This is a genomic window from Lutibacter sp., assembly GCF_033723435.1.
Lineage (GTDB): Bacteria > Bacteroidota > Bacteroidia > Flavobacteriales > Flavobacteriaceae > Lutibacter.
The window spans coordinates 587610-602902 of the sequence record NZ_JAWVXC010000002.1 but is presented as its reverse complement, the minus strand read 5'-3'; the positions used below and the strand labels follow the sequence as shown (position 1 = coordinate 602902).

The window sequence follows — 15293 nt, the reverse complement described above, 5'->3', positions numbered from 1 at the left end:
TGTGTTTTATTCCATATTTATTGGAGCATTTTTTATGGCGGATAATATTGAAGGAAATGCTCCTGGATTTGCTTTGCCGTTTATTTTTATCCACGCAACTTTTATGTTTGGAATTCCATACTTTTTTATGAGAAGAGGAGCCAAAAGAATGAAACACGAATTAGAACGTGAATTCTATTATATGACAAAAAAATAACGGCTTACAACACCTCATAAAATTTATGCTTACATTTGATTTAGTACAAAACGACAAACACTCTAACAAATCGATTTGCTACAAACGAAAAAACAATTAAACAATCGATGAAAAAAATTATTTTATTTATAGCAATAATTATTACTTTGGGGATTTCTTGTAAAGATACCCCCAAATTGAAACATTCGGAGAACACTGTAAAAAATAAACTCCAATCTTACCTTAACGAATGTAATAAAAATGGACTTTCGGCAAGTATATTGGTCGCTAAAAATGGGGATATTATCTATAATGGTGGCGTTGGATTAAGAAACAAATCAAAAAATCTTCCTGTAAATAAAGAAACTATATTTACAATAGGTTCATTGACAAAGCAGTTTACAGCAACTGCTATTCTAAAATTACAGGAAGCAGGTAAATTATCCGTAAATGATTCTATTTACAAATTCTTTAAAAACATTCCTAAAGACAAACAAAACATTACAATTCATCAATTACTGACACACACATCAGGAATAGTTGGAAATCTGGGTTACGGAGTGGATTTCGTTCCCATCTCAAAAGAGAAGTTTTTAAGTGAAGTTTACAAGTCACCATTAGATTTTGAACCAGGAAAACAATTTAGTTATTCCAACGTGGGTTACAGTATTTTGGCTATGATAATTGAAAAAATTACGCAAACAGATTACGAAACCTATTTGCAAAAAAATCTTTTTCAAAAAGCAGGCATGAAACATACTGGTTATCTTTCCCCCAAATGGGATACAACTCAAATTGCCCACGGTTATAAATGTGGTGAAGATTGGGGTACTCATCTCATAAAATGGAAGGCAGATTCAAATCAAATATCATGGCATTTAAAAGGAAATGGTGGGATACTTTCTAATCCTTCCGATTTATATAAATGGTATACTGCATTAAGAGAAAACAAAATAATTTCTAAAAAATCATTTGAACAACTCACTTTTCCCTACGTAAAAGAAAATGAATCAGGCAATTCTCATTATGCTTATGGATGGACAATAATGAATAGTGATAGAAATACGAAAATTATTGCACACAATGGTTCAAATGGTGTTTTTTATGCCGATTTTATACAACTGCCGGAAGAAAATACTGTAATCATATATATGACCAATGAATTAAGATACGATACTCAAATTGTTGCGTGGGAAATAGAGCAATTACTTTTTAAGGAAGACTACAAACCCATTGTACCCAAAATGAAAAGTATAAAACATGGCAGTACCGATATTACAAATAAACAACTTGAAATCATACATCAGTTTGTAGAACTAATTTTGACAGATGATAAGAACATTGATGATTTCATCAACGAACATGTCGCTAGTAAAGAAAGAGAACGAAGATTCAAAATGTGGGTTAAAGATATGCAAAATGAATTTTCAGGCTACAAATTAAATCACGTTTTGGAATATGGAGATTTAAGCTATGATATAATACTTGAATCGAAAGATGGAAAAATTATTGGATTAACACCATGTTTTGATATACAATTCAATGAAAATAATAAAATTGTTGCTTTTGGATGGTAAATGGAAAGACTACCCAAAACAATGCATATAAAAAATTGCTAAATTTGAGATAATATAAAAATTGTAACATAAAAATAAACAACATTTTTAGGCGGAAAATTACGATTTACCAATCGCAACTTTCCTTGTCCTAAACCGTTGTGCTTAATCAATCGAGACAAAAAAGCTAAGTCTAAATTAAACCATAAAAGAATGAATGAATGAATAACTATTTAAAAAAAATTTCCTTTTTCTTATTTGTAAATACATTGTTTTCTTGTGTGACAAATAAAATAACAGATATAAAACCAATAATTGATATAGAGGTTAATACTAAACTAAACCCTGAATTAATAAAAAGTAGAAAAGCATTTTCTGAAAAATTAACTAATCCTCAATACAAGCTATTGAAAATAAATTTAGAAAAGGAATTAAACACAAAAATACCAGAAGGGAAAACAATTCTTATTAATTATCGTCAAAAGGGAAGAAACTGTATATCCTTAAGCTTAAATAATAGTGATTTTTCTAAATTTACAAACAGAGGTATTCAAATTTCCTCAAAAATAAGTGCAGATAATAATACACTTGACTATTTTGTTTATGAAGAAAACGCTTTTTATAAAAATTTATATAAAAAAAAACAGAAGTTCAAATTAGACTCTGGATTTTTTTACAATAACATTTTTACTCTTCATGAGACTTGTGATGCTTTTTTTATTATAAAATCGAATGGTGATTTTTTTAAATATTATGGTGGAGATTATTTTAGTATAGTAAAAACATTTTTAGAAAAAGAGTAAGTTAAATAAAACTAAGCACAACACCTCATAAAATTTATGCTTACATTTAAACTAAATAACAAACCGACAAACATTCAACTAACGATTTGCTACGTCCGAAAAATATCCAATTTTCCAGTCGCACAAATCTTATAAAAAACCGTTACAAATCATATAGAAAAACAGAATGAATAAAAATATTATTGCAGCACTCCTTTTAGTAATAGGGATTAATCAGGTAAAATCACAAGATGTTGCACAAATTGTTATCGGTACAAAACATTCACTTATATCTGATATCCTGAATGAAGACCGGGAATATTGGATTAATCTTCCTGATTCGTACAATGATAAAGAGTCCTCCTATAAAAACTATCCGCTGCTTATTGTTCTTGATGGAAATGTGCACTTCAAAGCGGTTTCAGGTACGGTCAACTATATGAGTTCCGGTTTATACAGAAACCGGAAAATTCCAGAGATGATAGTAGTAGGTATTAAAAATGTTGACAGAAGACGTGACTATACACCGGACAAAATTGTTACAGTAAGAAAGAATAATTCAGGTGGTGGAGAGCATTTCCTAAGATTTTTGGAAAGTGAACTTATTCCCGAATTGGATCAAAAGTATAGAACAGAACCTTATCGAATCCTTTTTGGCCATTCTTTAGGGGGGTTGTTGGCCACTCATGCCTATATGAAAGAAAAGACGCTTTTCAACTCTTTTATTGCCGTTGACCCAAGCTTTGGCACCTGGGACGCTAAAACTATGGACAAAAAATTAGATGTCGTAACTGAAAATTTATTTAAAAGGTTTCTATACATAGCCACTGCGAATTGGGGCAAAAGAAATATCAGAAATCGTGATCGCCATGTGCGATTATATGAAGCATTGAATAGTAAATGTGAAGGTGAATTTCCTGCAAAATTAGAATACTTCGAAAATGAAGACCATAGCTCAGTTCCAATTATTGCTTTTCATAACGGTATCTCCGCAATTTTTGATGGCTATGGAATTTCCTATCGTGATGTGGAAGATAAAGAGCAACTAATTCAACATTTCCATGCACTTTCAAAACGACTTTCATATGATTTTCGACCTCCCGAGTATCTTGTAAACCAATTAGGTTATAGAATGCTACAAAGTAGAAATGATAAAGACAAATCCAATGCATTAGGATTCTTCATCCTGAATGTAGAAAATTACCCTAAATCATCCAATTCCTATGATAGCTTGGGAGAAGCTTATGAAACATTAGGCAATACTCAAAAAGTAATCGAAAACTATAAAAAATCTCTTGAACTTAACCCAAGTAATGAAACACGCTAGAGTAAAAATAAAAAATTAAATAAGAGCGAATAAATACGATTGGAAACATTGGCTATACGTAATGCGGGAAAAATTGCTAATATGAAAGTAAATACACTAAATAAACAAATCGGTAATAGGAAAATGCATGGCCTTGAAATCCCGAATTATGCATAGCTAAAACCGTTGACAAACAGTTGAGAAACATCAAAAAAAAGAAAAAAAATAAATTATACAAATATCCATATGACTAAGCTATTTAAATTCTTATTGTTAATAATTTTCACTGTATCATTTTATAATTGTTCAAAAGATGACAACGATTGTCCCGATAGTATTATAATAAATTTAGATGATCCTGAAAGTATAAAACGAGCAGAAGAATGCGGATTAAGTCCTGCTGAACCATTAGGTGATGTTTGGGTATCAGAAAAATATAGGTTAGAAAATAATTTGATTGAGTAATTCATTTCTAAATTAAAAAATTACAGACAAACCAAATAATATTATATTTTTAAGGATCAAAATATATTTAAATACTACATATAACTAAAATCACAAAAGTCATGAGATATTTTTTAATACTACTTTTTACGTTCATTGGATTAGATGGATTAGATGAAGATAATCTGAATAATTCACTAAAATATACAAATCAAGAAAATGCTATTATTGAAATTGCTAATGAATTAAAATCTATCAAGAGTAGCTACAAAACAAATAAGAATTATGATAATAGATTTCAAAAAACAAAAAACATTAAACTTTTGGCATTTTCAATTGAAGAAGCATATTTAAAAGCAAAACCTTTAATTGAAGCTCATTATGCATATTTAAAGAGCAAAAATAGATATGGTTTAGCAAATGATAAATGTTTGTCAGCTAAAAAAATGATTTCTGGAACTACAGCTTTTGAAAGTCCTATTTTTGAATTGATTACAAATATTAAAAATTCAGCTACTAAAATTATTCAGAATACTAAAGATAATAGTTGGACTTATAGTTTTTTTAATCTACAATCTTATCAAAAAAAATTATTAGAGAAAAACAACAACCTTCAACAATTACTTAAAAAAACTTTAGAATTGCAACGTATTGATGCAACAAGAACTGAAAGTGAACGAATAAAAATAAGAAAACTAAAAGAAGTTGAACAACGTATTGAATAGCAAAAAAAGAGAGAAGAATACAAAATAAAATGAAATCAAAACAATAGACTAAGAAAAAATAATTCTAAAAAGAGACTGAATAATTTTATCTTTTATTTTTTAAACTCAGTATATTTACGTAATAAATTTAACTATCATGGAGTTTTATAAAAGTATCCCTCAAGATTTTATTAATTTTATTTTAGTAGCTGTTTTTTCTTTGTTAATTGGATTAGAACAAAAGAGTTTACACAAAAAAATAAGTGATGATGAATTATTTGGAACTGATAGAACTTTTGCCCTTGTTGGTATTTTAGGCTTCATTTTATATATATTAAATCCAATAAGTTTTATTCCTTTTTTAGTTGGCTTTATTGTTATTTCAAGCTTAGTATCCCTGTTTTATTACTTTAAACTAAAAAATGAAAAATCCGCTGGTTTTACTTCAATTATAGCATTATTAATTACCTATACCATTGCCCCTTTAATATATACACAACCACATTGGCTGTTATTATTGATTATTATTGGGGTGTTAATTTTATTAGAAATCAAGAAAAATTTATTAAAATTTTCTAAACAAGTTAAACATAGAGATTTTATTACTCTTGCTAAATTTTTAATTATTGCTGGTGTTATTTTACCTCTTTTACCAAATAAACCAATTTTCTCATTTATAAATATTTCGCCCTATAAATTTTGGCTTGCTATAGTAGCTATTTCATCTATTTCCTATATAAGTTATTTACTACAAAAATATATATTTAAAGAAGCAGGTTTATTATTAACAGGTATTTTAGGAGGTTTATATAGTAGTACTGCCACAACCATTGTTTTAGCCAAAAGAAGTAAAAATAATGAAGCTACAGGTAAAATTGTTGCTGGAATTTTAATGGCTACCGCTATGATGTACCTTCGATTATTAATTTTAGCTTTTATTTTTAATAAAGATATTGCAATAGCGTTATTAAAATATTTTATTCCTCTTATTATAGTAAGTATTTTATCTGGTTTATATTTCGATTATAAAGATAAAACAAAAACAAAACATCAATTTATACCAAATAAAAACCCATTAGAATTTAAAACTGCTTTTGTGTTTGGGTTATTATTTATCGTTTTTGCTAAAATTACAGAAATAGTTATGCAATATTATGGAAACCATGGAATTCATATTTTATCTTTAGTAGTTGGTGTTACAGATATAGACCCTTTTATATTAAATTTATTTCAAACAAAAATATCTGTAATAAGTATTTCTGTAATTGTATCTTCAACCGTAATTGCAACTATAAGTAACGCTTTTATTAAAATGATTTATGCCTTAGTTTTAGGATCCAAAAAAATAAATCTAAATATAATTATAGGTTTTATAACCGTTATTGTTGTTAGTATTATTCTATTATTAAGTTTAAAAATGTAATTTCACATTACAAATACCAAGTTGAAGTTGAAATCGAAATATATTTTAGGGGTAATGAGTGGCACATCATTAGATGGTGTTGATATTGCTTACGTTAAAATTAGCCAAACAGCTGATGATTACCAATTTAAAATTATACAAACAGATACCATTCCTTATGCAAAAAAATGGAAAAGTAATTTAAAAAATGGAATACATTTAAATGAAGAAGAATTAAAAAAATTAGATACTTCTTATGGAATCTATTTAGGAAAAATCCTTAAAAACTTCATTGAAGAAAATAATATTAAAGGATTAGATTTTATTGCAAGTCATGGTCATACAATTTTCCACAATCCAACAAATAAATACACTCTACAAATTGGAAATAACCCTGAAATAGCCACGATTACAGGTTATAAAACCATTTGTGATTTTAGAGTACAAGATGTTGCTTTAGGAGGACAAGGAGCGCCTTTAGTTCCTATTGGTGATGAATTATTTTTTTCGGAATATGATTACTGTCTTAATTTAGGCGGTTTTGCAAATATATCCTACAAAGAAAAAAATAACAGAGTTGCCTTTGATATTTGTCCCGTAAATATTGTGCTAAATCATTTTGCTGAAAAGCTTAATTTACCATTTGACAATCAGGGAAAAATTGCTTCAAACGGTAAAATAAATAGTGCTTTACTAAACGAATTAAATTCACTTACCTTTTATACAACTAAAAAGCCTAAATCGTTAGGTTACGAATTTGTTCTAAATTCTATTTTCCCAATTATTAATAAATATAATTTAGAAGTAAAGGATTTTTTAAGAACTTTTGTGGAACACATAGCGCTACAAATTGCAAATAAAATTGATTCCGATTCAAAAAAATCAATGTTTATTACAGGTGGAGGAGCTTTTAATACTTTTTTAATAGAAAGATTGAGATCACTCACTAAAACCAAGATTGTAATACCTAGTGAAAGCATTATAAATTATAAAGAAGCTTTAGTTTTTGCACTATTGGGCTATTTAAAATATGAAGGCGAGAATAATTGTTTAAAAAGCATAACCGGAGCTCAAAAAAATCACAGTAGCGGTGTAATTTTTACTCCATAAATAAATTATAAAAATTGGATTTACAAAAACTTGAAAAATTAATATCTGGAGAAGTACATTTTGATAATTTACATAAAAGCATTTATGCAACAGATGCTTCTGTGTATAGAAAAATTCCTTTAGGAGTTGTATATCCAAAAAATAACGCCGATATAAAAAAACTTATCCAGTTTGCAACCGAAAATAATATAACTTTAATTCCTAGAGCTGCTGGAACTTCATTAGCAGGGCAATGTGTTGGTGATGGTTTAATTGTAGATGTTTCCAAACATTTTACTAAAATAATTGCTTTTGATGAACATCAAAAAACAATTACTGTACAACCTGGAATTATTAGAGATGAACTAAATAATTACCTAAAACCCTACGGATTATTTTTTGGCCCAAACACCTCAACAAGCAATCGATGTATGATTGGTGGAATGGTTGGAAATAATTCCTCCGGAACAACTTCTATAAAATACGGCGTAACCAGAGATAAAATTTTAGAACTTAAAACTATTTTAAGTGATGGCTCTGAAGTTGTATTCAACGAAATAAGTAAGGAAAAATTCAACCAAAAAAGAATTGGAAATTCCTTAGAAAATGAAATCTATCAAACTATTTTTAATGAACTATCTAATAAAGAAAATCAACAGGAAATTTTAAAAGAATTCCCCAAAAAAGAAATCCATAGAAGAAATAACGGTTATGCAATAGATTCTCTTTTAAATTTTGAGGCTTTTGGAGGTGAAAATAAAACTATAAATATTGCTAAATTATTAACAGGAAGTGAAGGAACTTTAGCGTTTACAACTGAAATTACCATTAAATTAGATGAATTGCCTCCAGCAAAAAACATTATGATTGCTGTACATTTCAACAGTATTAAAGAAAGTTTAAAAGCTGTAGTTATTGCTATGAAACACAATCTTTATACATGTGAATTAATGGATAAAACCATTTTAGATTGCACCAAAAATAATAGAGAACAGCTAAAAAATCGCTTCTTTATTGAAGGTGTTCCAAAAGCTATTCTAATGCTTGAAATCTGCACAAATTCCGAAGAAGAATCTAACAAATTAGCAGATAATTTAATTTCAGATTTACAAGAAAATAAATTGGGCTATGCCTATCCAAAATTAGTTGGGAGCAAAATAAATCAGGCCTTAGAATTACGAAAAGCAGGACTTGGTTTGTTGGGTAATATTGTGGGAGATAATAAAGCCGTTGCCTGTATTGAAGATACCGCAGTTAAAGTTAATGATTTACCAAATTACATTTCGGAATTTTCAGAAATGATGAAAGATTTTGGGCAAAAAGCTGTGTATTATGCTCATGCCGGAGCTGGAGAATTACATTTACGCCCAATTTTAAATTTAAAAAAGAAAGAAGACGTTGTTCTATTTAGAGAAATAACTACAAAAACTGCAAAACTTGTTAAAAAATATGGAGGGTCATTTAGTGGAGAGCATGGCGATGGAATTGTAAGAGCAGAATTTATTCCGCTTATGATTGGAACTAAAAATTATGAATTATTAAAACGAATTAAACACACTTTTGATCCAAATAATATATTTAATAAAGGGAAAATTGTAGATGCTTTTCCAATGGATAAAAGTTTACGCTATGAAATTGACAGAATTGAACCTAAAATTGAAACTTTTCAAAATTTTACCGATAGTTTAGGAATTTTAAGAGCAACTGAAAAATGCAATGGATATGGTGATTGTAGAAAATTACCTTCAGCTGGTGGAACTATGTGTCCAAGTTACAGAGCAACTAGAAATGAAAAAGATACTACAAGAGCTAGGGCAAATGCGCTACGGGAGTTTTTGACAAATTCGAAAAAACAAAACAAATTTAATCATAAAGAATTATATGATGTTTTCGACTTGTGTTTAAGTTGTAAAGCATGCGCTAGTGAATGCCCAAGCAATGTAGATGTAGCTACTTTAAAAGCCGAATTTTTGCATCAATATTACAAAGAAAATGGTATTCCTTTTAGAACTCAATTATTTGCTAACAATGTAAAATGGAATAAACTTGGTAGCCTCACACCTACTTTTACAAATCTAGTTTTAAATACTAAAATCACTAAAAAGTTGATGGGAATTGCCCCTAAAAGAAGCATCCCAAAATTAGCAAAAACCACAGTTAATAAATGGTATAAAAAAAATAAAATACGATTAGAAAATAAACCTACTAAATTTGGTGAAATTTATCTTTTTGTAGATGAGTTTACCAATTTTTATGATGCTACGATTGGCGTAAACGCTATTGAACTGCTCACAAAATTAGGTTATAAAGTTATTATTACTAAGCATGAAGAAAGTGGACGAAGTTTTATTTCAAAAGGTATTTTGGATAAAGCGAAAGAGAGAGCTGATTTTAACGTGAACTTTTTTAAAAATTTAGTTTCAAAAGAAACTCCTTTGATAGGAATTGAACCTTCAGCTATCTTAACTTTTAGAGATGAATATTTACGATTAGCAGATGATAAAAATTCCGCTAAAAAAATTGCCAAAAATACTTTTACCATTGAAGAATTTATTAAACAAGAATTTGAAAAAAACAACATTTCAGCAGGTAGCTTTACCTCTAAAGAAAAAATAGTAAAAATCCACGGGCATTGCCAGCAAAAATCATTAAGTAATACAGAATCTATTTTTAAAATGCTATCCATTCCAAAAAACTATTCTGTAACCATAATAAATTCAGGTTGTTGTGGTATGGCAGGTTCATTTGGATATGAAAAAGAGCATTATAATATTAGCATGCAAGTTGGTGAAGACACTTTATTCCCAAAAATAAGAAATTCCAATAAAAGCACAATAATTGCTGCATCTGGGACAAGTTGTAGACATCAAATAAAGGACGGAACTACAAGGATTTCTAAACATCCCGTAACTATTTTATACGAAGCTCTAAAATTATAGAGAGAGCGAAATTATTTAGCTATTTTGATAACCCCTAAAAAGGCCTAAAAATCAACACAATAGCTAATTAATTATTTAACCAAATTAAATAACATTAATCTAATCAACTATTTTAACTTTTTTTTAGGTTTTTTTTAACAAATATATAGTGTTATAATTACATTTATTCGTATATTTGCAACGATAAGTTTAGGCTTATCAATCTTTTTCATAGCAATTTTCCTCACTCATTTACTGGGTGAGGTTTCTTTTTTTAGGCAATTTCCAAATCATTTATATTAAGTATCTTTGTCGCCCAATAAAAAATATATAAAATGATTTTAGGAATTTCTTATACTGAATGGGTTGGCTATTTAGCATCCTTATTATTAATTGTCTCTTTCTTAATGAAAAATGTAAACACTTTAAGAATTGTTAATTCTGCAGGTTCATTTTTATTTGTTGTATATGGAATTATGCTAGCTATTTCTTGGCCAATTATAATTACAAATAGTTTTATTTTAATGGCTAATATTTATTACCTTTCTAAAACAAAAAAATAATTTCTTTTTAAATTCATTTATTTTGAATCGTGTAATAGTCTCAGTCACCAATGATTTAGTAACTGACCAAAGAGTCCATAAGATTTGCTCAACACTTTCTCAAAATAATTATGAAATTATTCTAATTGGAAGACAATTTTCTAATAGTAAAAAACTAGAAAGAAAATACAAAACATATCGTTTTAAACTTCTTTTTAATAAAGGTCCTTTTTTTTATGCGGAATATAATATTCGTTTACTTTTTAAAATTTTAATTTCAAAACCTAGCATCTTACTAGCAAATGATTTAGATACTTTATTAGCTAATTTTTTAGCAAGTAAAATCCTTAGAAAAAAATTAGTGTACGATAGTCACGAACTTTTTACAGAAGTGCCTGAGCTTATTCACAGACCTTTTATTCAAAATATTTGGCTATATATTGAAAAGTTTATTGTTCCTAAACTCAAAAATTGTGTTACTGTAAGTAATTCAATTTCTGAATATTATAATTCAATTTATCATACTAAATTCATTGTAATACGAAATTTACCTTTTGTAATAAAGAAACAAAGAGCTAATTCTTTTCCATTTAAAACAGACAATCAAAAAATAATTTTGTATCAAGGAGCCATAAATAAAGGTAGAGGACTGGAATTAATGATTGACACAATGATTTATTTAGAAGATACAATTTTTGTAATTATTGGAAATGGAGATATTGAAATAAGCATCAAACACAAAATAGCAGAAAAAAAGTTACAGAAAAAAGTTCGATTAATAGATAGATTAGAACCTGAAGAACTAAAACAACTTACACCACTAGCAGATATAGGTATTAGTTTAGAAGAAAATTTAGGATTAAATTACAAATATGCATTACCGAATAAATTATTTGATTATATACAAGCTAAAATTCCAATCTTAGTATCAGATTTATATGAAATGAAAAATATTACATCTAAGTATAAAGTTGGCGAAGTAGTAGAAAATAGAAATCCAGAGTTGTTAGCAAAACAAATACAAAAAATATTGGAGAAAGGAAAAATAGCTTATAAAATTCAATTAGAAATAGCAGCATCTGAATTAAATTGGGAAAATGAATCTAAAAAATTAATTGAAATTTATAACAAACTTGGATAAAGCAATAAACATTATCTCATTTGATGTACCTTATCCTCCTAATTACGGTGGTGTTATTGATGTTTTTTATAAAATAAAAGCCTTAAAAAAATTGGAGTTTGATATTTATTTACACACTTTCGAGTATGGTAAAGGTGAATCAAATGAACTAGAAAAATACTGCAAAAAAATATACTATTATAAAAGAAAATCCACTTTACTAAGTCTATTTTCTATAGTACCTTCTATTGTTTTATCAAGAAAAAACAAAAGGCTCATTATTAATTTAAAAAAAAATAATTATCCAATTTTATTTGAAGGGCTACATACAACTTACCCATTAATAAAAACTTTTTTTAATAAAAGGATTATAATGGTTAGAGCCCATAATATTGAACATCATTATTATAATGGACTTTTAAAAAGCGAATCGAATATTTTTAAAAAATTATTTTATTTTTTTGAAGCTATTAAACTAAAAAAGCATCAGGAAGTTTTAGAAAAAACGTATTTCATCTTAACTATTTCCCCCTTAGAACAGGATTACTTTTCTATTAGATTCCCTTTAAAATCAAAATATATTCCTGCATTCCATCAAAACAATACTATTAATTCTAATAATGGCATTGGGAAATTTGCATTATATCATGGAGATTTAAGAGTTCCTGATAATATTAAAGCCTGTACATTTTTAATTAAAATATTCTCTAAGATTAATTATCCTTTAGTCATTGCTAGTAGTTTTAATAATCAACATATATCAAATAAAGTAAAAAAATATACCAATATTTCTTTTAAAAATAATTGCAACAAAAGTGAACTAGATAATTTAGTTAAGGATGCTCACATTAATGTATTACCAACATTTCAAAATACTGGAATTAAACTAAAACTAATTAATGCTTTGTATAATGGAAAATTTTGTTTGGTAAATAATTTTATGGTAAAAGATACTGGTTTAGAGAAATTATGTGTAATTGCTAATTCAGAAGAACAATTTACAGAACAAATAAAATCACTTTCTCAACAAAAATTTACAGACCAAGAAATTTTAAAAAGAAAAGAATTATTAGCTAATTATAATACTGAAATGAGCGCTTTAAAAATTGTTGAATTATTAAATTAACTATTAGATTTCTGTTGCACTACTTCAAACAATTCTCCTCCTTCACATTTTATAGTTCTATACGGAAATTTTAAAATTAATGCATAATCATGAGTAGCCATTACAATAGTTTTACCGCTTTCATAAATTTCTTTTAAAACATTCATAACATCTACAGAAGTTGCAGGGTCTAAGTTTCCTGTAGGTTCATCGGCTAAAATTAAATCAGGATCATTTAATAAAGCTCTTGCAATAGCTATTCTTTGTTGTTCTCCTCCAGAAAGCTGAAATGGCATTTTAAAATCTTTAGTTTCCATACCAACTTTAGTTAAAACTTCCTTTATTTTTTGCTTAATTTCATCATTATTTTTCCACCCAGTTGCTTTTAAAACAAACTTTAAATTTTCAAAAACGTTTCTATCGTTTAGTAGTTTAAAATCCTGAAAAACAATTCCTAATTTTCTACGCAAAAAAGGTATTTCTTTATCCTTCAATTTTTTTAAATCAAATCCAACAATAGAGCCTTCTCCTTTATGCAAAGGTAAATCGCCATACAAAGTTTTCATTAAGCTACTTTTACCACTACCCGTTTTACCTATTAAATACACAAACTCTCCTTTATTAATTTCTAAATTAACGTCGGATAACACTAAGTTTTCTCGTTGAAAAATTTTTGTATTTTTTAAAGTAAGAATTGGCTCAGCCATAAATTATAAGATTTTAAACAAAGCTAAATATTTAAATGTAATATTTCAACTAATTAAAAACTATTACTGTAATTTATCTATAATGTTTACATTTGAATATTAAAAACCTGAAAATTATGCGTAATCACTTTATAAAATTCACCCTTTTAATAAGTTTAGTTTCTATTATTTCTTGCAATACTAAACCCAAAGAAAATATATTAAAAACTGGTAATTGGCTTGGTAAAATTACTATGCAAAACAAGGAACTTCCTTTTAATTTTGAAATTTATAAAAACGATTCTTCCTACGAAATCACTTTAATAAATGGTAAAGAGAAGCTTAAAATGACTAACGTTAAAGTACTTAACGACTCTTTATCTTTCAATTTTCACATTTTTGATATTTCAATTAAAGCTAAATTTAATAATGATACTATTATCGGAGTTTATGTGAAAAATTATGTAAAAGATTATGTGCTACCCTTTAAGGCTAGTTTTAATCCTAAAAAAACAACTCAAGCATCCTCTGAAATTTTAAATGGTAAGTGGGATATGAACTTTAAATCGGTTAATGGAGATGACAGCTATCATGGCGTTGGAATTTTTAACAATGAAAATAAAACATTAAACGGTTCTATTTTAACAACTACTGGAGATTATCGTTATTTACAAGGATTTACTCAGAACAATAAATTTACATTGTATTCTTTTGATGGAAATCACGCTTTTATTTTTGAAGGAGAAAAAAAGACAGACACCACTTTTACAGGCGATTTTTGGGCAGGAAAATCTTCACATGAAACTTTTACTGCTGTAAAAAATGAAAATGCCGCTTTACCAGATGCAGATAAACTTACATTTTTAAAAGAAGGATATCACAAAATTGATTTTAAATTTCCAGACTTGAATGGCAAAATAGTTTCTTTATCGGATAAAAAATACCAAAATAAAGTAGTGTTACTACAAATTTTCGGAACCTGGTGTCCAAATTGTATGGATGAGACTAACTTTTTAACGCAATGGTATCAACAAAATAAAAATAAAGATATTGCTATTATTGGGTTAGCTTATGAAGCTAAAACCGATTTTAACTATGCAAAAACTAGGGTTGAAAACATGAAAAAACGATTACATGTTCCTTACGATTTATTAATAGCTGGAAGTTATCTTAATAATGGTGCCTCAAAATCGTTGCCAATGTTAAACCATGTAATGTCTTTTCCTACTTTCATTGTTATAGATAAACACGGAAATGTTCGTAAAATACACACAGGTTTTTCTGGTCCAGCTACTGGCAAATATTACAATGATTTTAAAACTGAATTTAATAAATTTATAAATCAACTTCTTACAGAAAAATAGTAATAAGCTTTCTAATTTTTGAAAATTAATTTATTTACTACGCAATTACTTTTAAATTTTGCGTTATTAATACATAGATTAATTTTTGAATTAGATACAT

At 27.5% G+C, this 15293-nt stretch carries 14 protein-coding genes; 13 read left to right on the top strand and 1 reads right to left on the bottom strand.

Features of this window, described 5'->3' with window-relative positions:
• The 12 genes from R3342_RS05805 to R3342_RS05750 form a co-directional block, all read left to right on the top strand.
• Positions 1-196: hypothetical protein (locus tag R3342_RS05805; protein ID WP_318938862.1), on the top strand; the 196-nt coding region annotated here is incomplete at its 5' end.
• A gap of 176 nt (positions 197-372) precedes the next feature.
• A complete protein-coding gene (locus tag R3342_RS05800; protein ID WP_318938860.1) occupies positions 373-1752 on the top strand; it encodes a serine hydrolase domain-containing protein in 1380 nt (459 codons plus the stop codon).
• Positions 1753-1952: 200 nt separating this feature from the next.
• Positions 1953-2534, top strand: a complete 582-nt coding sequence (locus R3342_RS05795; protein ID WP_318938858.1) for a hypothetical protein — start codon at positions 1953-1955, stop codon at positions 2532-2534.
• A 166-nt stretch (positions 2535-2700) separates the two neighbouring features.
• Positions 2701-3840 (top strand): alpha/beta hydrolase-fold protein, encoded by a 1140-nt coding sequence (locus R3342_RS05790; RefSeq protein WP_318938856.1) that lies wholly within the window; start codon positions 2701-2703, stop codon positions 3838-3840.
• A 225-nt stretch (positions 3841-4065) separates the two neighbouring features.
• Positions 4066-4284, top strand: coding sequence for a hypothetical protein (locus R3342_RS05785; RefSeq protein ID WP_318938854.1), 219 nt, complete (start codon positions 4066-4068; stop codon positions 4282-4284).
• 101 nt (positions 4285-4385) lie between these two features.
• The gene (locus R3342_RS05780) at positions 4386-4988 is read left to right on the top strand and encodes a hypothetical protein (RefSeq protein WP_318938853.1); all 603 of its coding nucleotides are present in this window, start codon (positions 4386-4388) and stop codon (positions 4986-4988) included.
• Between the two features lie 136 nt (positions 4989-5124).
• A complete protein-coding gene (locus R3342_RS05775) occupies positions 5125-6390 on the top strand; it encodes a DUF4010 domain-containing protein (RefSeq protein ID WP_318938851.1) in 1266 nt (421 codons plus the stop codon).
• 21 nt (positions 6391-6411) lie between these two features.
• Positions 6412-7479 (top strand): anhydro-N-acetylmuramic acid kinase, encoded by a 1068-nt coding sequence (locus tag R3342_RS05770; protein WP_318938849.1) that lies wholly within the window; start codon positions 6412-6414, stop codon positions 7477-7479.
• 14 nt (positions 7480-7493) lie between these two features.
• A complete protein-coding gene (locus R3342_RS05765; protein WP_318938847.1) occupies positions 7494-10397 on the top strand; it encodes an FAD-binding and (Fe-S)-binding domain-containing protein in 2904 nt (967 codons plus the stop codon).
• A gap of 314 nt (positions 10398-10711) precedes the next feature.
• A complete protein-coding gene (locus R3342_RS05760; RefSeq protein WP_318938845.1) occupies positions 10712-10939 on the top strand; it encodes a uroporphyrinogen decarboxylase in 228 nt (75 codons plus the stop codon).
• 22 nt (positions 10940-10961) lie between these two features.
• On the top strand, positions 10962-12059 hold the full coding sequence (locus tag R3342_RS05755; protein WP_318938843.1) for a glycosyltransferase: 1098 nt from the start codon (positions 10962-10964) through the stop codon (positions 12057-12059).
• Positions 12034-13164, top strand: coding sequence for a hypothetical protein (locus R3342_RS05750; RefSeq protein ID WP_318938842.1), 1131 nt, complete (start codon positions 12034-12036; stop codon positions 13162-13164). Before R3342_RS05755 ends, R3342_RS05750 begins: the two co-directional genes overlap by 26 nt.
• Here the strand turns inward: R3342_RS05750 and R3342_RS05745 are convergent.
• Positions 13161-13850, bottom strand: coding sequence for a cell division ATP-binding protein FtsE (locus R3342_RS05745; protein WP_318938840.1), 690 nt, complete (start codon positions 13848-13850; stop codon positions 13161-13163). The two genes, R3342_RS05750 and R3342_RS05745, sit on opposite strands and share 4 nt — an antisense overlap.
• 116 nt (positions 13851-13966) lie before the next feature.
• Between R3342_RS05745 and R3342_RS05740 the strand changes: the two genes are divergently transcribed.
• A complete protein-coding gene (locus R3342_RS05740) occupies positions 13967-15193 on the top strand; it encodes a TlpA disulfide reductase family protein (protein ID WP_318938838.1) in 1227 nt (408 codons plus the stop codon).
• Positions 15194-15293: the final 100 nt, after the last annotated feature.